Origin of the sequence: Agrobacterium burrii (genome assembly GCF_017313405.1) — a bacterium.
In the GTDB taxonomy this organism is placed as follows: Bacteria; Pseudomonadota; Alphaproteobacteria; order Rhizobiales; family Rhizobiaceae; genus Agrobacterium; species Agrobacterium burrii.
Map to the genome: position 1 here is coordinate 23,349 of NZ_JAFLNA010000020.1, position 17,994 is coordinate 41,342.

Below are 17,994 nucleotides of genomic sequence, written 5' to 3' on the forward strand. Positions count from 1 at the left end.
CGGACCGCGAAATTGGGAAAAGACAGGGGGGAATTCCGGTCTTTTTCGGGGAAATTGAAACGATTTCAAGAATTTGATGCGGTGGATCTCCATTGCTGATGATCTTGGATGATTAGCAGGGAAAAAGTGCCCGTGGCAGACACCTCCCAGGGAACATCCGGTGTAGCGGAAAGGTATGCGTCGTCGCTTTTCGAGCTTGCTTTGGAAGCGGGTGCGGTTGAAGCGGTTGGAGCCGATCTGGACAAGTTCGGCGCACTTCTTGACGAAAGCGACGATTTGAAGCGTCTGGTTGCGAGCCCGGTGTTTTCCGCCGAGGATCAGTTCAAGGCAATCACCGCGATCTGCGAGAAGGCCGGAATTGCCGGTCTCGCTGTTAATTTCCTCAAGGTCGTTGCCAATAACCGCCGTCTCTTTGCCGTTCCCGGCATGATCCGCGCCTACCGCACCATTGCCGCTGCCCATCGCGGCGAAATCACCGCCGAGGTCACCTCGGCACATGCGCTCGACGAGGCGCAGGAAACTGAACTGAAAGCGGCGCTGAAGAGCGTTACCGGCAAGGATGTGACGATTTCCGTTACCGTCGATCCGTCGATCCTCGGCGGTCTGATCGTCAAGGTCGGTTCCCGCCAGATCGATACGTCTCTTCGCACCAAACTTTCCACCCTTAAGCTTGCACTGAAAGAGGTTGGCTGATGGATATCCGCGCCGCGGAAATTTCCGCAATTCTAAAAGATCAAATCAAAAATTTCGGCAACGAGGCGGAAGTCTCGGAAGTCGGTCAGGTGCTTTCCGTCGGTGACGGTATCGCCCGCGTTTATGGCCTCGACAATGTTCAGGCCGGCGAAATGGTCGAGTTCCCCGGCGGCATCCGCGGCATGGCGCTCAACCTTGAAGCCGACAATGTCGGTGTGGTTATCTTCGGTTCGGACCGTGACATCAAGGAAGGCGACACCGTCAAGCGGACTGGCGCTATCGTTGACGTTCCGGTCGGCCCGGAACTGCTCGGCCGCGTGGTTGACGCTCTCGGCAACCCGATCGACGGCAAAGGCCCGATCAACGCCGCCAAGCGTTCGCGCGTTGACGTCAAGGCTCCCGGCATCATTCCGCGCAAGTCGGTTCATGAGCCGATGTCGACCGGCCTCAAGGCCATCGACGCCCTCATCCCGGTTGGCCGTGGCCAGCGCGAGTTGGTCATCGGTGACCGCCAGACCGGCAAGACCGCGATCATTCTCGACGCGATCCTGAACCAGAAGGCCATTCACGACAATGGTCCTGACGGCGACAAGCTTTATTGCGTCTACGTTGCTATCGGCCAGAAGCGTTCGACTGTTGCCCAGTTCGTCAAGGTTCTGGAAGAGCGCGGCGCGCTGCAGTATTCGATCATCGTTGCTGCGACCGCCTCCGATCCGGCTCCGATGCAGTACCTGGCACCGTTTGCCGGTTGCGCCATGGGCGAATACTTCCGTGACAACGGCAAGCACGCTCTCATCGGTTATGACGATCTTTCCAAGCAGGCCGTTGCCTACCGTCAGATGTCGCTTCTGCTGCGTCGTCCTCCGGGCCGCGAAGCTTATCCGGGCGACGTTTTCTACCTTCACTCCCGTCTTCTGGAGCGCGCCGCAAAGCTCTCCGACGAAATGGGCGCTGGTTCGCTGACGGCTCTGCCTGTTATCGAAACGCAGGGTAACGACGTCTCAGCCTTTATTCCGACCAACGTGATCTCGATCACCGACGGCCAGATCTTCCTTGAAACCGACCTGTTCTACCAGGGCATCCGTCCGGCCGTTAACGTCGGTCTGTCGGTTTCGCGCGTTGGCTCTGCCGCTCAGATCAAGGCGATGAAGCAGGTTGCCGGCTCGATCAAGGGCGAGCTTGCCCAGTATCGTGAAATGGCTGCCTTTGCCCAGTTCGGCTCGGACCTCGACGCTTCCACGCAGCGCCTGCTGAACCGCGGCGCACGCCTGACGGAGCTTCTGAAGCAGCCGCAGTTCTCTCCGCTCAAGACGGAAGAACAGGTTGCGGTGATCTTCGCCGGTGTCAACGGCTATCTCGACAAGGTTCCGGTCGCACAGGTCGGCAAGTTCGAGCAGGGTCTGCTTTCCTACTTCCGCTCGGAAGGCAAAGCGATTCTCGACACCATCCGCACGGAAAAGGCTATCAGCGACGATACCAAGGGCAAGCTCAAGGGCGCTCTCGATACCTTCGCCAAGTCTTTCTCTTAAATCAGGGCTCTTTTACTCGGACGGATAACGGATGCCTTCACTAAAGGATCTGAAAAACCGCATTGCCTCCGTGAAGGCGACGCAGAAGATTACCAAGGCGATGAAAATGGTCGCCGCGGCGAAGCTTCGGCGCGCCCAGGAAGCTGCGGAGGCCGCCCGGCCTTATTCTCAGCGCATGAGCGCCGTTCTCGCCAACATCGCCAAGGCGGTTGAGGCGGACGTTGCTCCGGCGCTGATGACCGGCACCGGCAAGGACGACGTGCATCTGCTCGTCGTCTGCACGGCTGAACGTGGTCTTTGCGGTGGTTTCAACTCGCAGATTTCCCGTTTTGCACGCGATCAGGCCCGCAAGCTGATTTCCGAAGGCAAGACGGTCAAGATCATCACGGTCGGCAAGAAGGGCTATGACAGCCTTCGCCGCGAATTTTCAGCCAATATCATCGAACGCATCGAATTGCGCGAAGTGAAAAAGGTTGCTTTCGAAAACGCCGACCAGATCGCCAAGAAGGTGATCTCGCTGTTCAATGCGGGTGAGTTCGATGTCTGCACGCTGATCTATTCGGAATTCAAGTCCGTCATCAGCCAGATCCCGACCGGCCTGCAGCTCATTCCGGCCGCAACCCCGGTTGTGGAAGAGGATGTGGCGACGCAGAGCGCCGTCTACGAATATGAGCCGGATGCGGCTTCTATTCTGGAAGACCTTATTCCGCGCAACATTTCCGTTCAGGTTTTCCGGGCTCTGCTTGAAAACGTTGCCGGTGAAATGGGCGCCAAGATGAGCGCGATGGATAATGCAACGCGCAATGCCGGTGAGATGATCAACAAGCTGACGCTTTCCTACAACCGTCAGCGTCAGGCTCAGATCACCAAGGAACTCATTGAAATCATTTCGGGCGCGGAAGCGCTCTGAGGTAAGGAAAGAGGGTAAGGATTATGGCTAAGGCAGCTACCCCCAAGAAAACCGCAGCGGTGACCGGCGCGGGCAAGGTTACCCAGGTTATCGGCGCTGTTGTCGACGTGGCGTTCGAAGGCGAACTGCCTTCGATCCTGAACGCGCTTGAAACCGAGAATAACGGCAACCGCCTTATTCTGGAAGTCGCGCAGCATCTCGGCGAAAACGTCGTCCGCACGATCGCGATGGACTCGACCGAAGGTCTGGTCCGCGGTCAGGCCGTTACCAACACCGGTGCACCGATCGAAGTTCCGGTTGGTCCGGAAACGCTCGGCCGCATCATGAACGTCATCGGCGAGCCGGTTGACGAAGCAGGGCCGATCGTTACCGCCAAGAAGCGCGCTATTCACCAGGATGCGCCGTCTTACGTCGAGCAGTCGACGGAAGCACAGATCCTCGTCACCGGTATCAAGGTCGTCGATCTTCTCGCTCCTTACGCCAAGGGCGGCAAGATTGGTCTGTTCGGCGGCGCCGGCGTTGGCAAGACGGTTCTCATCATGGAACTGATCAACAACGTCGCCAAGGCGCATGGTGGTTACTCGGTATTTGCCGGTGTGGGTGAGCGTACCCGCGAAGGCAACGACCTTTATCACGAAATGATCGAGTCGAACGTCAACAAGCTTGGCGGCGGCGAAGGCTCCAAGGCCGCACTCGTTTACGGTCAGATGAACGAACCGCCGGGTGCGCGCGCCCGCGTTGCTCTGACGGGTCTGACGATCGCTGAAAACTTCCGTGACGAAGGCCAGGACGTTCTGTTCTTCGTGGACAACATCTTCCGCTTCACGCAGGCTGGTTCGGAAGTGTCGGCTCTGCTCGGCCGTATTCCTTCGGCCGTGGGCTATCAGCCGACGCTCGCAACTGACATGGGCCAGATGCAGGAACGCATCACCACCACGAACAAGGGTTCGATCACCTCTGTTCAGGCGATTTACGTTCCCGCCGACGACTTGACCGACCCGGCTCCGGCCACCTCGTTCGCGCACTTGGACGCAACGACGGTTCTGTCGCGTTCGATCGCCGAAAAGGGTATTTACCCGGCTGTTGACCCGCTCGACTCCACCTCGCGTATGCTCGACCCGATGATCGTCGGTGAAGAACACTACGAGGTTGCCCGTAAGGTTCAGTCGACCCTGCAGCGTTACAAGTCTCTTCAGGACATCATCGCCATCCTCGGCATGGACGAACTGTCGGAAGAAGACAAGCTGACGGTTACCCGCGCCCGCAAGATCGAGCGCTTCCTGTCGCAGCCGTTCTTCGTCGCCGAAGTCTTCACCGGTTCGCCGGGCAAGCTCGTTGCGCTCGAAGACACGATCAAGGGCTTCAAGGGCCTGGTCAACGGCGAATACGACAACCTGCCGGAAGCTGCTTTCTACATGGTCGGTTCGATGGAAGAAGCCATCGAAAAGGCAAAGAAGCTGGCTGGCGAAGCCGCCTGATGATGAATTGGCAGGCGCGTGGTTCACCCGCGCGCCTTGTCGGCAATGACGGCAAAACCGCAATGGTGATGCCGGTGTTGTAACGAATAAGTCCGTGACGCCCGCGTAATTGAAAAGAAGTGAATAGCCATGGCTGACAGTTTCAAATTCGATCTCGTTTCCCCGGAACGTCTGCTCGTTTCCGAAACGGTTACGGAAGTCGTCATCCCGGCTACGCTGGGTGAGATGACCGTTCTGGCCAATCACGCGCCGACGATGACGACGATCAAGCCGGGTCTGGTAACGGTGAAGTTCGCCTCCGGTGAGACGCATAAATACGTCGTTTTCGGCGGTTTTGCTGATATTCTCCCGACCGGTTGCACGCTTTTGGCTGAATCTGCGGTTTCGGCCGATGATATGTCCCCCGACACGCTGCAGAAGCGCATCGATGCGGCCAAGTCCGAAATCGAAGAAGGCAATCATCACCACGAGCATCTGACCAAGCTTGAAAAGCACCTTTACGAGTTGACGAACCTGCATGAGGTGCTCGTCGCTGCTTGAAAGCACCGGGCGGGTTCGAAAGAATGACTGCCCACAAAATATTACAAACAAACAAGCGGCCTCTTCGGTCGCTTTTTTGTTTTTCGGGTGCCTCTCAACTATCTGATGAGAAAGCCGTCTTTCTTTTTTTAGGCACGTGTTTCGAGCCGCTTGAACCAGTTCCGGGGCATTCCGGTAAGAGGGTTGCGGTTTTTACGGAACGCGCTTCAGGAAGTTGATTCCGGTTTTCAGAGCTATAGGCTAGATTTGGTTTCGAAAAAGGATGCGGCCTCTTGATCGGGAATGAGACGAGGCAGGTGTTCGTTGTAGAAGGAAGATCGCCGTGTCGGCAGAGGCAAGTTACCGAAGGGTTGCAAGAACCGGTCTGCGAGAAGGGGTGGTAACGGAGGGCAGCCGTGCCGTGCCGGAGGAGGTGCCGGTCGCCTTTTCTTATGGTGGCAGCACCCATGCCGTGATGATGGCCAGCCCGGCTGATCTCATCGATTTCGCCGTTGGTTTCAGCCTGACAGAAGGCATCATATCGTCACGCGCCGAAATCCAGGCTGTTGAAGTGGTCGAGGCCGGGCAGGGATTTGATGTTCAGGTGGATTTGCGGGATGCCAATGCCGATGCGTTGCGGGCAAGACGGCGGCATATGGCGGGTCCGGTGGGTTGCGGCCTGTGCGGTATTGAATCCATAGAGCAGGCGGTTCGCCTCGTGCCGGATTTGAGCGGCGTGGAAATTTCCTTTGACGGTCATCACATCGTTGCTGCGATGAAAGCGCTGCACGACGCCCAAAGCCTTAACCGCGAGACGAGGGCCGTTCACGGTGCCGGCTTTTACAGCGCTGAAGGCGGTCTGCTGGTGGTGCGGGAAGACGTCGGCCGCCACAACGCGCTCGACAAGCTGGCAGGTGCGGTCATCAACGCGGGCATATCTTCCAGTGCTGGCATCGTAGCCGTCACCAGCCGCCTGTCGGTGGAGATGGTTCAGAAGACGGCGATCCTCGGCAGTGCCGTTCTGGCGGCCATCTCGGCGCCCACTGCGCTCGCCATCGAAACGGCCGAGGAAGCGGGCATCACACTTGTTGCGCTGGTGCGGGGTGAAGACTTTGAAATCTTCACCCGCGCGGATCGCATTATTTTCTAGCTTTAGAGCATTTCCAATAAAAGTGTGCAGCGGTTTTACGTCCGGAAAATGCGCAAAACAAAGGGTTAGATCGTTTTCGCGTTTCGGAGAAAAGCGGAAATGCTCTAAGGCCGTCGCCTTTTGGTGGCCATCCTGTTTCAGAGGGCTAAAACTCCGCCCATTCGGCTACGGCATTTCCCTGAGACCTCGTTGCGGTGGCATATCGAGGTTGTGGTGTCGGCAGTCTGGTGACCATCGCTGGCTTTTTGTCGGTTGGCCGGGCCGGTGATGCCGATGCCCCGTGCGATATCCTGAATTGCCGCAGCAATTCGTGCAGGGTTTCCGCTTCATTGGCGAGGCCATGGCTGGCGGCCGTGGTTTCCTCGACCATGGCGGCGTTTTTCTGGGTTGCCTGGTCCATGATGTTGACGGCCTGATTGATTTCCCTCAGGCCGTTCGCCTGTTCGCGCGAGGCCTCAACGATGGCGGAGACGTTAGCATCGATTTCGCCCATCTGGGACTGGATATCCCGCAAGGCGCTACCGGTTCTGCCGACCAGATCAACACCATTGGCAACCTGTTCGCGAGAGGTATTGATAAGCGACTTGATTTCCTTGGCCGCGCGGGCGGATCGCTGCGCAAGTTCCCGCACTTCCTGCGCTACGACTGCGAAACCCTTGCCCGCTTCACCGGCGCGGGCGGCTTCGACGCCGGCATTCAGTGCGAGAAGATTGGTCTGGAAGGCAATGTCGTCGATGACGCCGATGATATTGGTGATTTCCCCGGACGAGCGCGAGATTGCGTCCATGGCGGAAATCGCCTGCTGAACGATCTCGCCGGAATGTTCGGCATGGTCTTTCGTCCGCAGCACCAGCTTGCCGGCATCGCCGGCGCGCTGGCTGGCATCGGTAACAGTGGTGGTGATTTCTTCCAATGCGGCTGCCGTCTCTTCCAGTGAGGCGGCCTGCTGTTCGGTGCGCTGCGAGAGCTGATCGGCTGCAATGCGGATCTCGCCCGAACCGGATGCGATGGTGGAGGCGTTGTTGGCGATGGTCTGCATGGTGGACTGAAGCTTGCCGACAACCTCGTTGAAGTCGTGGCGCAATTTTTCCATGCTGGGCACGAAGCTATTGTCGAGGCGCTGCACGAGGTCGCCATCGGCCAGCGCCTGCAGGCCATTGGCTAGAACGGTGATGGCGCTCATACGCGGTGTCACGTCGGTGGCAAATTTCACCACTTTCACCACCTTGCCGGTGTCATCCAGCACCGGATTATAGGCGGCCTGGATCCATATTTCCTTGCCGTTTTTGCCATAACGCACGAATTCATCCGAGATGAATTCCCCCGAGGCCAGCCGTTGCCAGAAATTGCCATAGGCGGGTGACGCCGCATAGGCTGGATCGCAGAACATGCGGTGGTGTTTGCCCTCGATTTCCTTGAGGTCGTAGTTCACCGTGGCGCAGAAATTCGGATTGGCGGTAATGATCGTGCCGTCAGGAAAAAATTCGATGGTGGCCTGCGAGCGGGAGAGTGCTTCCAGTTTGCCGGCGTCTTCCGCAGCCTTGATCTTCTTGGCGGTGATATCGGTGGCGATCTTGATCACCTTGTAGGGCTTGCTCGAACGAAAAACCGGGTTGTAGGAAGCCTCGATCCAGATGACCGCGCCGTCCTTGCGGATACGCCGATATTCCTTGGCCTGAAACTCGCCACGGGCGAGAGATTCCCAGAACTCCTGATAGGCACGCGATGCGGCGAAATCGCCGTCGCAGAAGATGCGATGGTGCTTGCCGGTGATTTCGGCGAGATCATAACCCAGCGCCGCGCAGAAATTGCCGTTTGCCGTGAGAATATTACCTTTGAGATCGAATTCTATGACTGCCTGCGATCTGGAGATCGCATCGAGCATGTTTCGGTTATCTGCGCTTTTCCCTAACCCCAGCATTGGACGTCCCCCGAATATCGGCCACAGCGCGGCCAACCGCATAAGAGGATGCGGTCCGCGCCGTATCATGTTGAACAACGAACAGGTTTGCCGCAGAAAGCGGCAATGCAGGCACTTGCGTCTTATCGGCCTAGGTCAGGTATCGGACCCGCGAGATGGCGTGTCGGTGCGGTACTGATTTTCAGCTTTTAATATTAGATATCTATAATATTAAAATGTTCTTATTTAAAAACACAGGAATAGAAAAAACAAAACCGCCGGGCGATGCTCCGGCGGTCTGGTCTGATTGTCGGTATTTGGAACGAAACAGGCTCGTCTCTTTTGCATGCGTCAGAATGCGGACCGGTAAGGAAAAGCAGGCCAATAGGCGGGCTTAAGCCGCGAGATCTTCCGCTTCGGTTCCCTTGAACATCTTGGCGAGGTTCAGGAAGCAGATCATGCCGTGTTCGTTGGCGATGATGCCTTCGGAATAGGACTTGTCAAAAGAGGCGGAGATTTCCGGAACCGGCTGTACCTGATTTGCCGGGATCGTCAGAATGTCGGACACGCGATCAACCAGCATGCCGATGACCATGTTGTGCACTTCGGCCACCACGATGGCGCTTCTCTCATTGGCGACGGTGCTCTTCATGCCGAGCTTGTGGGCCAGATCGATGATCGGAATGACCGAGCCACGCAGGTTCATGACGCCGATAACGTCTTTCGGCGCGTGGGGAATAGGCGTGGAAGGCGCCCAGCCGCGAATTTCGCGGATAGTCGTCGTCTTCACGCAGAATTCCTGATCGTGCAGGCGGAACGCGATGATTTCCAGCGTCTCACCGCCAAAATTGGTAGAGTTTATCATTGCCATCAGAATTCTTCCCAATGCTCGCTGTGGAGGCCGGCGCAAGTGCACCGACACTTGCATATGCGGATTTGGCGTTCTGCCTGGTGCCTGAACAGCCGGAAACAATATTTCCGTCTTCATTCAATGATTGTTATCATGAGATGGTTTCGCAAACCTAAATGCGCACGGCTCTGGAGCGTTTTCGCTTTTCTTTGAATGCGAAAACGCTCTCTCTTTGATTTACGCATTGTCCGAACGTAAAACCGCTACGCACTTTTACTGGAGTGCTTAGTATTCTTTCTCGTAAAATATACCGGCTGCACCTTCGCCATCGCCGCCCGCCTCACCGCGCAGTTTCACACCGCGCCCGACATCGAGGTTGATGATGGCTTTGGCACCGGATTCACCGCTCTGCTCCAATTCGAGATAGGTTCTCTCATTGAGATATTTGCCGGCGGAAACGCGGGCCTGGCCTTCTGAATCGGTCGAAATATCCAGATCATCGACGCCGAGATTGCTTCTGAGCTTGTCGAACAGCGAGGTTGAGCGACCGCCGGCCAGTTGTGCGGCGGCATCTGCCAGCCGGGCGATCTGCAGAGCGGAGAGTTTCGACATGGACTGGCCAAAGATCAGCTGCGCCATGACTTCATCCTGCGGCAGGGCGGGGGCCGAGGAGAAGGCGAATGTCGGGTCGTTGGCATTGCCGGAAACCGCAACCGTGACGGTGGTTGAACCGACCGTCGAATCCGCCTTCATATCGAGAACCGGGATAAGGCCGCCACCGAAGCTGATGTTGCCGGTGGTGAAATCAAGACGACGGGTGAGGATTTCCAGCCTGCCACGACGCATTTCAAAACCGCCCGAAATGACGGGGACAGCCGCCGTGCCGCGGATCGTCAGATTGCCGATCAGTTCCGCATCGATTCCGCGTCCGCGCACGAAGATGCCGCTCGGTGCATTCACCTGCAGATCGAGATTGATGGTGGAAGAACTGCCGCTGCCGCCCTGATCGCCACCGAGCGCTTTCGCCTGCGCGCGCACCTTTGGCGGGGCGTTCTTGTGCTTGATGTCGATTTCCGTCAACGAGGCCGGGAGTTTTTCCGGAATGGTGATGGCGCTTCTGTCCAGCGTCAGGTTGCCGCCAAGCACGGGGGAATTCAGCAACGGGCCTTTCAGCGTCAATGTGCCGCTTACCACCGTCGTTACCAGTGTGCCGTCATTATAACCGGCACGATCGAGTGTGATCGATATGTCGGCAGGGAAACCCGACCCGCCGGCTATGCCGACGCTGCCGGTTCCCGAGATCGTTCCGCCGCCCGCCAGCTTACCTGTCAGGCGGGAAATGATGGCGCGATCGCGATCGAAGGTGACGGTTGCTCCCAGTCCGTTGACGGTCAGGTTCCGGCGCACGTCTGTCAGGCGTGTGCCATCGGTGGTGATGCTGCCGGTAACAACAGGTGCTGTGGCGCTGCCAGAAATTTTCACGTCGATGGCGGCCGTGCCGTCCACATCGAGACCCTGCGCTGCGGTTTGCGCCGCAACCGCGGAGAAGGGCAACCTGCCGTTAAAGGCCATCGAAAGCGGGCGATTGCCGGCGATGCCGAGAGAACCGCCGCCCGAGAGCGCCATGCCGCCCTGGCCGGTCACATTCGTATCGATCTGTAGCGTGCCGCCGGCGAAACGGCCGTTCGCCTTGATGCCAAGTGCTGCAAGCCCAGCGGCGCGGGTCTGCGAGACCTCGGCGTTCGCCCAGTTGAGATTATAATCGACCGAGGGGTCGGATGCCGCGCCCTTGGCGCTGACGGTGCCGGATATGCTGCCTGCCGCATCCAGCCCGGCAGCGAAGGCATTTGCAAGACTGGCGGGAAGCGACCGGATATCGGCATTGATGTCGAGCGCCGATCCGGCGGTGCCGTTGACCTCAATTCGCCCGTCGCCGGTGATGATTGTCAGATCGGAGATGCGCGCCGTGCCATTCTGGATGGCAATGGTGCTTGGTTTTTCAAGCCGCACGGCAATGCCCTTCGGAGCGGCGGAAAAGGCGTCGAGCCTCACCGTCATCGGCGTTCCGCCGGTATCGGCGCTGCCCTTCACCACCAGCGGTGCATTGTCGTAACGGCCGTTGACGTCGAATTGCGTTGTCGTGCCGGAATGGCCGATGGTGGCATTTAGGCCGGAAATCGAGGCGGCGCCGGCATTGACGCTGTCGGCGCTGACCTTGCCATTGATCGCGAGCGCCTGCAGGTCGTCTATGGAGATATCGGCGGCGAGCTTGGAGATTGTCGTCGTGCCCTGACGGATGCTGCCGCCATTGGCCTTTATCGTTGCGGCAATTCGGCCATTGGCGTTGCTCAGGGCGATATCGCCGGCAATATCGCCATCCGCCTGCTGCGCAACAAGTGCGGCCAGCAGGGCAAGATCGGGGAAATTGAACGAAAGATTACCCGTCGGCAGGAATTGCTGCGAGAATTGCAGCTGACCGTTCAGCAGGTTGCGGCCCACGGCCACATGCAGTTCAGGTATCGCCGTACCGTTCTCCGTTTGCACCACATTGGCGTTGGCATCGATCTTCTGCCGGTCGAGGCTGCCGCTGGCGGTGAGCTTCGCCTGCGGTGCTGCGGGATCAGCCTTGCCTGTGGCATTGATTTTCAGTGCTTCGAGGGTTCGTCCGGCAAGGATAGCGCTTTCGGAACTCAGGGTGATGTTGAAATCAGGTGCAGACACTGCGCCGCGGGCATCGATTGCAAACTCTGCGACACCCTTTGCCTGCGGTGTCAGCTTTTCGAGAGCGGGAAATTTGCCGGTCAGGCTGGCGCTTAGCGCGTCGTTTTCGAGGCTGACATTGCCTGCCGCCTCTATCGTACCGGATTTGACGGTGAGGTTCTCAACGCTTGTGCGCCCGCCAATGGTCAGGTCGATATCGCCCTGCAGGGCGATTGTGGTGTCGAATTTTTCTGCGAGCGCCGGCGGCAGGGTGGCCGGCAGGGCGAAAAGCTGCACACTGGAGGTCAGGCGATTATTGGCGAGATCGAAACTGCCGTTCAGAGTTCCGCCGACACTGGCGCTTTCGAGCGTTGCACCGTCAAAGCCGATGGCGGAAGAGGTGAGGCTGAGTGGCGCCTTGATGGTGAGTGGCGCACGCACCAGCCGGTCGATATCAGGGCTGACGAAGGATGATTGCGTAACTGACAGGACGGTGGCGATGGTGCCGCTGCGGCTGGCGATGTTGAGGTCGATGCTTTCGGCCGTCAGTTTGACATCGTCAAGCCGGCCCTTGGGCAGGGCAAGGCTGCGTAATGATGCCGTGGTCTTCAGGTGTGCGGCATCCGCGTTGCCTTTCAGGGAAAGGTCGAGGCCGTTGATGAGGGCCTGAACTTCGCCATTGCTAAGAGGCCAGCGGAAATCGACGGGACCGGCGGTGCCGATGAGGTTGGCGGCAAGATCGTTTTGACCGTTCGGATCGATGGTGCCGGAAGCGGTCAGCAACAATGTGCCGGTCTCCAGCGTACTGCTGCCGATTTCGATGCGGCCCTGCGGTGAGAGCGTGGCGTTTGCATCGAGCTTCGTCTCACCGGCAAAAAGCTGGCGGAAGGCGGGGGGAAGGAGCAGATCCGGCTGGCCACCGCCCGCGATCTCGATACGGCGCGTGCCGTCATCGCCAAGAGTATGGCGGCCGCTAACATTGACGACGGGGTTACCGGCGACACCGCCGCGCAGCGTGCCGGTCCAGTTGGAAAGCGGTCCTTCACCGTTCACGTCGATTGCCACTGCGGGCGTACCGGGCAGCGAAAGCAGTGTGGCGAGAAGTCCGCCTTCGGGCTCCTTCATCTCCGCTTTCAGCTTCAGGACATTTTCATTCGGCAGGAAGGCGATGTCGGCATTCACGGCAGCATTTACAGCATTGATCCGATGGGCCGATAGCGACAGCCTGATATCGTCCCGGGCAGCCTTGAGATTGCCTTCGGCCGTCAGCTCGAAAGGGCTGCCCAGAAGTGATTGGCCAAGGCTGATGTCGGGGAAGCTGAAATTATCGATGCCGACTTCAATCGGCAGCGACGAACTACCGGAGCTTTTGGTCGGCGTCTGTTCAGCGGCAAGCGGTTTACGCTCGACATCGATCGATCCGGCCGAGACCCGGTCGGCATGAAAGGTTCCGGCAAGCAGCGAGAGCGGCGACCAGTCGACGGCGATCTGGTTCACGCGGGCATAGGGTCCCTGCCGGTCTGAAAGGGTGACGTTGTCGAGCCGCAGTCGGCCGGTCAAAAGGCCGCTCGGGGGAGAAATCTCGATCGTCTGATCTGGCGTCGATACAAGTGCTGAAATCTGCTTAGCTGCAATTCTGGCGCCCATCGGTGTAAACCCGACGAACAGAACCGCAAGCAACACCAGCACCACGCCGCACAAGGCAACGTAGCCCAGCCATTTCAGCAATCGAATCAACGTTTTCATCAAAGGTAATCTACACTCTGCTTCAAGGGTGTTCGATGGTGGCGTTTAAAAAGACTGGCCGATGCCAGCATAAATGCCGAAACTGTTACCGCCATCATATTTATCGAGCGGCATGGCGACGTCGAGACGCAAAGGCCCGAAGGGCGTTGCGTAACGCAGGCCAATGCCGGCGCCCACCCGGATATCGGAAAAATCTGGCGCCACATCTTCCGATACTACACCCGCATCGATGAAAGGCACGATGCCGATCGTATCGGTGACCTTGATGCGGGCTTCTACGGAACCGACCACATAGGAGCGGCCGCCGGTCGCGTCGCCCGCTGCATTATAGGGCGATATTTCCTGATAGCTGTAACCGCGCACCGATCCGCCGCCGCCTGCATAAAAGCGCCGTGTGGTGGGGATGTCCTGCAGGTTGCTGCCGCCCACGAGCACGCCGCCGGAAATCTTTCCGGCCATGATCAGCCGGTCTTCCGCGCCAAGCCCCTTGTAACCGCTGATCGAGCCTTCGAACGACGAGAAGAACGTGCCGTTCAGCGCCTCATAGCTGGGCTTGGCGGCAATCGACGCACGAAAACCTTCGGTGGGGTTGAGTTTGTCGTCGCGCGTATCGCGAACAAATTCCAGCGGGATGGAGGTGGTCAGATATTCATTCTTGCCGAAGGCGTCTTCGGTATCGGCCCATTGCACCTCGAGACCGGCGGCGGCGGTGTCGGTGTCGTTGAGCTCATAGGCAAAACTGGCCGTGCCCGTCACCGTCTTGGCGTCGTATGTGTCGGGGTGTTCGGTCTTGGCGATCAGGCTTGTCTTGAAGGTCGTACGCGGATTGAACATGCCGGGCTTGATGAAGGTGATGCCGGCCGAATAATCCATGCCTTCGACGCTTGATGCCTCGGCGATGCGCGAGACCGATCCTTCGATACGCAGCGACTCCGCCTGTCCGAACAGGTTTCTGTGGCCCCAATATCCCTGAAGGCCGATGCCTTCGGTGGTGGAATATTGCGCGCCGACGCCGAAATAGCGGTGCTTGCCTTCAGACACTTCGATGGTGAGCGGAATTGTGCCGTCGCGCGCCAGCGTGCCCGCTTCCTTGATCGTCAGGCTGGAGAAGACGCCTAGCTGGCGTAGCCGATCCGCAGCCTTGCGCAGCTTTTCCGGCGAATAGGGTTCGCCGCCATTGAGGCGCGAATAACGGCGGATGAAATCGCCATCGACGGTTTTTTCGCCGGTGACGGTGACCGTGCCCAGTGGGGCAACCGGTCCGCCTTCTGCAGCCATGGTAATGTCAACCGTGTTCGTCGCGTGGTTTGCCACCGCCTCGCGTTTCGTCAGCTTGGCAAGCGGACGGCCTTCGGCCTTCAGATCGTCGATAAGCTTGTTGCCGGCGCGGATGATTGCCAGAGATCCGGCCTCGCCGCCGGTGGTCAGGCCGTATTCTTCAAGGTTGCGGCCCGTCACATCGCCTTCGAGCCGGACGCTGCCCAGCGTGAATTTCGGACCTGGCGTCACCGTTATGACCACCGGTACGGGCGCGCTGTGATCAAAGACGGGATTGGGCGGCAGGGCATCCACATCCTTGCCGGCGAGCGTGACTTTGACGATGCCGCCGTAACGGGCGTTTTCGTAAAGCGCGGCGATCAGCCTGTCCCTGTCGTCTCTCGCCTTTATCAGGAGGCCGAGATCACCGGAGGCGGGCTTGTCCTTGTCTGCGAGAAGAAGCGAGCTGTTTTCTAGGCTGCCTTTCAGCGACTTATCTGCTTCACCTGCGTCAAGCGTGACGGCATATTTGACCGGATTGATGACTTCAACCTCCGGTTCTTCCGAACCCCAGAGGCGCACACCGAACAGTTTGAAGGCAAAGGCGTCACGGGTAAACGCCGGATACAGGGCGAACGTGAAAGCAACCGCAAGTGCGGTGCCAGCTTTCCGATACGCAATACCTGTCTTCGGGTTAGTTCGTGTTCTTCGCATAAGCTGCTTTATGGTTGAGCATTTATTTTGGCTCCAACCCGTTTCCTGTCCGTTAACATTGCAATTTAATCATAAATAAACGGCGTTGAGGACCCTTTGACTTGCGTTTTGCCCGCCTTAACGCAAAAAGCCCCGGGTGACCGGGGCTTCTGTGCAACGGTATTTCGCGGTGCGATTAACGGCAACGCGCCGTGTAACGCTGACCGTACTGGTCGCGATAATAGCAATAGCCCGGCTCGGAAGCATTGCCGATCAAGGCACCGCCTACACCGCCGATGGCCGCACCCACTGCTGCGCCACGAACATTGCCCGTGATAGCGCCGCCAAGGACCGCACCGGAAACGGCACCGATCGAAGCACCCTTTTCGGTCTGCGTGCAGCTTGCAAGCGACAGGCCGACCAGCGCAAATATGATTGCCTTTTTCATGAAACTCTCTCCAACGTTACAATGAGCTCTTCGGCTCGGTAGGCGTCCCATATTTATCTGCGGCGACTGCTACCTCCGACCGCCACAGATAACTAACAATTCGATGTCGTTTAGGGAAGCCTCCTGTTTCGGGGATTCCGCCGAGCGTAAATCGATTGCGTGCCAGACAACGGGGCTACGCGAAAAAGGTTCCAAAATTCGTGGTTTTTTGATGTGAATCAATTTTGTACTTTTCATCGACGGCTATAAACGGTTTATTGGAATGGTTCAAAACAACGGCGAATTGACGCAGACGCGGTTAAAGTGGCCCGAAAGGGTTGACGGTCCCGGTAGCGGAGCGGAAAACGGTCTGGTCAATTCTGGAGCATGGCATGGACTTCGAGGCATTTTTCACGACGGAACTGCAAAGCCTGCATTCTGAGGGACGTTATCGCGTTTTTGCGGATATCGAACGCCAGCAGGGCAATTTTCCCCGCGCGACACGGTATAACGCCAATGGCGAGCGCAAGGACGTAACGGTCTGGTGCTCCAACGACTATCTCGGCATGGGCCAGAACCCGAAAGTCATCGAAGCCATGAAAGCGGCGATCGATCACTGTGGCGCGGGTGCGGGAGGCACCCGGAATATTTCTGGTACCAACCATTATCATGTCTTGCTCGAACAGGAACTTGCCGATCTGCACGGCAAGGAATCGGCGCTGATCTTCACCTCGGGTTATGTGTCCAACTGGGCAACACTCGGCACACTCGGCCAGAAGATTCCGGGCCTCATCATTTTCTCCGATGCGCTGAACCATGCTTCGATGATCGAGGGCATTCGTTATGGCCGTTGCGAGCGGGTGATCTGGAAGCACAACGATCTCGAAGATCTCGAGGCAAAGCTCAAGGCTGCCGATCCGAACGCGCCGAAGCTCATTGCCTTTGAATCCGTCTATTCGATGGATGGCGATATCGCGCCGATCAAGGAAATCTGCGATCTGGCCGATCGTTATGGGGCCATGACTTATCTCGACGAAGTTCACGCCGTTGGCATGTACGGTCCGCGCGGCGGCGGCATTGCCGAGCGCGAAGGCCTGATGGATCGCCTGACGATCATCGAGGGAACGCTTGGCAAGGCCTTCGGCGTCATGGGCGGTTATATTACCGGTTCGACGGCGGTCTGCGATTTCATCCGCTCTTTCGCCTCCGGCTTCATCTTCACCACGGCCCTGCCGCCGTCGCTTGCTGCCGGTGCCATTGCCTCGATCCAGCATCTGAAGGCCAGCCCCTTCGAGCGCGCCCGCCATCAGGACCGGGTGCGCAAGCTGCGCGGCCTTCTCGACGCGCGCGGCATTCCGCATATGGACAATCCAAGCCACATCGTGCCTGTCATGGTCGGCGATGCCGCCAAGTGCAAGTGGATTTCGGATATCCTGCTCGACAATCACGGCGTCTATGTGCAGCCGATCAATTATCCGACCGTGCCGCGCAAGACAGAGCGCCTGCGTATTACCCCGACACCGCTGCATACCGATGCCGATATTGAGCAGTTGGTCGGTGCGTTGCATCAGCTCTGGTCACATTGCGCGCTGGCGCGGGCGGTGGCGTGAGGCCCGACTGAGTTTAAGGTAAGAGAAGCGAACGCGGAGAGGTGAGATGCAGACATCGATCCAGTATCCCGAACCGGAAGATTTCATAGCCGCGCTCGCAAAGCCATTCGATAGCGAAGCCGTCACGAAGATCGTGACACCTTTTGGTGTGAGTTGGTCGGATGCCATCAAACTCGACAGGGATCTGGCGATATTTGATCTCAGCGCGGCAGCGTTCGGCGTGGACTTCCATTTCAAAGACCGGGCTCTCGTGAACGAAAGCGATGGCCATTCCGTTGGTGAGGGTCCGAACCTGCTGACGAGTTGCGCTTGCTGGGGTTATGAAAAAGGTGTCGAAACCTATGGCGGGTCTTTGTGGAAAGACCTTCGTTTTTCGGACACAAAGGTCGACGCAATTGCCAAACTGGGCGAGCCGGACCGGGTCGGACGATATGATATTCACCAGTGGATCTTGCCGGATTTCAAGCTGTCGATCCACTAGAACAGTCCAGACAAAATCCGCGTCGTCTCTTACTGGATGATATCGGAATAG

13 protein-coding genes are annotated in these 17,994 nt (G+C 58.1%); 8 read left to right on the plus strand and 5 right to left on the minus strand.

Annotated features, from left to right (window positions below; translation table 11 throughout):
* Nucleotides 1-126: 126 nt before the first annotated feature.
* From JZX89_RS26665 to fdhD, 6 genes are all read left to right on the plus strand, one after another.
* The gene (locus tag JZX89_RS26665; protein WP_170979849.1) at nucleotides 127-693 is read left to right on the plus strand and encodes a F0F1 ATP synthase subunit delta; all 567 of its coding nucleotides are present in this window, start codon (nucleotides 127-129) and stop codon (nucleotides 691-693) included.
* Nucleotides 693-2,222 carry a F0F1 ATP synthase subunit alpha gene (gene atpA / locus JZX89_RS26670; protein ID WP_149900537.1) on the plus strand — a complete coding sequence of 510 codons (1,530 nt, stop codon included), beginning with the start codon at nucleotides 693-695 and terminating at the stop codon, nucleotides 2,220-2,222. The genes JZX89_RS26665 and atpA overlap by 1 nt, the downstream gene beginning before the upstream one ends.
* Before the next feature lie 31 nt (nucleotides 2,223-2,253).
* Nucleotides 2,254-3,132, plus strand: coding sequence for a F0F1 ATP synthase subunit gamma (locus tag JZX89_RS26675; RefSeq protein ID WP_149900538.1), 879 nt, complete (start codon nucleotides 2,254-2,256; stop codon nucleotides 3,130-3,132).
* A 23-nt stretch (nucleotides 3,133-3,155) separates the two neighbouring features.
* Nucleotides 3,156-4,610: a F0F1 ATP synthase subunit beta gene (gene atpD, locus JZX89_RS26680; protein WP_149900539.1), complete on the plus strand. Its 1,455-nt coding sequence runs from the start codon at nucleotides 3,156-3,158 to the stop codon at nucleotides 4,608-4,610.
* Nucleotides 4,611-4,739: 129 nt separating this feature from the next.
* Complete coding sequence (locus JZX89_RS26685; RefSeq protein ID WP_149900540.1) at nucleotides 4,740-5,150, plus strand: F0F1 ATP synthase subunit epsilon; 411 nt, start codon at nucleotides 4,740-4,742, stop codon at nucleotides 5,148-5,150.
* Between the two features lie 322 nt (nucleotides 5,151-5,472).
* Nucleotides 5,473-6,279, plus strand: coding sequence for a formate dehydrogenase accessory sulfurtransferase FdhD (gene fdhD, locus JZX89_RS26690; RefSeq protein ID WP_207135920.1), 807 nt, complete (start codon nucleotides 5,473-5,475; stop codon nucleotides 6,277-6,279).
* Nucleotides 6,280-6,424: 145 nt separating this feature from the next.
* On the opposite strand, the gene JZX89_RS26695 is transcribed toward fdhD, so the two are convergent.
* The 5 genes from JZX89_RS26695 to JZX89_RS26715 form a co-directional block, all read right to left on the minus strand.
* Nucleotides 6,425-8,164: a methyl-accepting chemotaxis protein gene (locus JZX89_RS26695; RefSeq protein WP_207135921.1), complete on the minus strand. Its 1,740-nt coding sequence runs from the start codon at nucleotides 8,162-8,164 to the stop codon at nucleotides 6,425-6,427.
* 409 nt (nucleotides 8,165-8,573) lie between these two features.
* A complete protein-coding gene (locus JZX89_RS26700; protein WP_003504949.1) occupies nucleotides 8,574-9,050 on the minus strand; it encodes a chemotaxis protein CheW in 477 nt (158 codons plus the stop codon).
* Nucleotides 9,051-9,314: 264 nt separating this feature from the next.
* Nucleotides 9,315-13,475, minus strand: a complete 4,161-nt coding sequence (locus JZX89_RS26705; protein WP_207135922.1) for a translocation/assembly module TamB domain-containing protein — start codon at nucleotides 13,473-13,475, stop codon at nucleotides 9,315-9,317.
* Between the two features lie 45 nt (nucleotides 13,476-13,520).
* Complete coding sequence (locus JZX89_RS26710; RefSeq protein WP_207135923.1) at nucleotides 13,521-15,446, minus strand: autotransporter assembly complex protein TamA; 1,926 nt, start codon at nucleotides 15,444-15,446, stop codon at nucleotides 13,521-13,523.
* Between the two features lie 175 nt (nucleotides 15,447-15,621).
* Nucleotides 15,622-15,873, minus strand: a complete 252-nt coding sequence (locus tag JZX89_RS26715) for a YMGG-like glycine zipper-containing protein (protein ID WP_003492347.1) — start codon at nucleotides 15,871-15,873, stop codon at nucleotides 15,622-15,624.
* 371 nt (nucleotides 15,874-16,244) lie between these two features.
* On the opposite strand from JZX89_RS26715, the gene hemA reads away from it, so the two are divergent.
* Both hemA and JZX89_RS26725 read left to right on the plus strand, forming a co-directional pair.
* A complete protein-coding gene (gene hemA / locus JZX89_RS26720; RefSeq protein ID WP_045021181.1) occupies nucleotides 16,245-17,462 on the plus strand; it encodes a 5-aminolevulinate synthase in 1,218 nt (405 codons plus the stop codon).
* A gap of 46 nt (nucleotides 17,463-17,508) precedes the next feature.
* On the plus strand, nucleotides 17,509-17,943 hold the full coding sequence (locus JZX89_RS26725) for a hypothetical protein (RefSeq protein WP_207135924.1): 435 nt from the start codon (nucleotides 17,509-17,511) through the stop codon (nucleotides 17,941-17,943).
* Nucleotides 17,944-17,994: the final 51 nt, after the last annotated feature.

Coding starts and splice junctions, on each gene's coding strand:
- JZX89_RS26710 (WP_207135923.1), bottom strand. CDS start 15,446: ATGCGAAGAACACGAACTAACCCGAAGACAGGTATTGCGTATCGGAAA.
- hemA (WP_045021181.1), top strand. CDS start 16,245: ATGGACTTCGAGGCATTTTTCACGACGGAACTGCAAAGCCTGCATTCT.
- JZX89_RS26700 (WP_003504949.1), bottom strand. CDS start 9,050: ATGGCAATGATAAACTCTACCAATTTTGGCGGTGAGACGCTGGAAATC.
- atpD (WP_149900539.1), top strand. CDS start 3,156: ATGGCTAAGGCAGCTACCCCCAAGAAAACCGCAGCGGTGACCGGCGCG.
- JZX89_RS26675 (WP_149900538.1), top strand. CDS start 2,254: ATGCCTTCACTAAAGGATCTGAAAAACCGCATTGCCTCCGTGAAGGCG.
- JZX89_RS26715 (WP_003492347.1), bottom strand. CDS start 15,873: ATGAAAAAGGCAATCATATTTGCGCTGGTCGGCCTGTCGCTTGCAAGC.
- atpA (WP_149900537.1), top strand. CDS start 693: ATGGATATCCGCGCCGCGGAAATTTCCGCAATTCTAAAAGATCAAATC.
- JZX89_RS26725 (WP_207135924.1), top strand. CDS start 17,509: ATGCAGACATCGATCCAGTATCCCGAACCGGAAGATTTCATAGCCGCG.
- JZX89_RS26685 (WP_149900540.1), top strand. CDS start 4,740: ATGGCTGACAGTTTCAAATTCGATCTCGTTTCCCCGGAACGTCTGCTC.
- JZX89_RS26695 (WP_207135921.1), bottom strand. CDS start 8,164: ATGCTCGATGCGATCTCCAGATCGCAGGCAGTCATAGAATTCGATCTC.
- JZX89_RS26705 (WP_207135922.1), bottom strand. CDS start 13,475: ATGAAAACGTTGATTCGATTGCTGAAATGGCTGGGCTACGTTGCCTTG.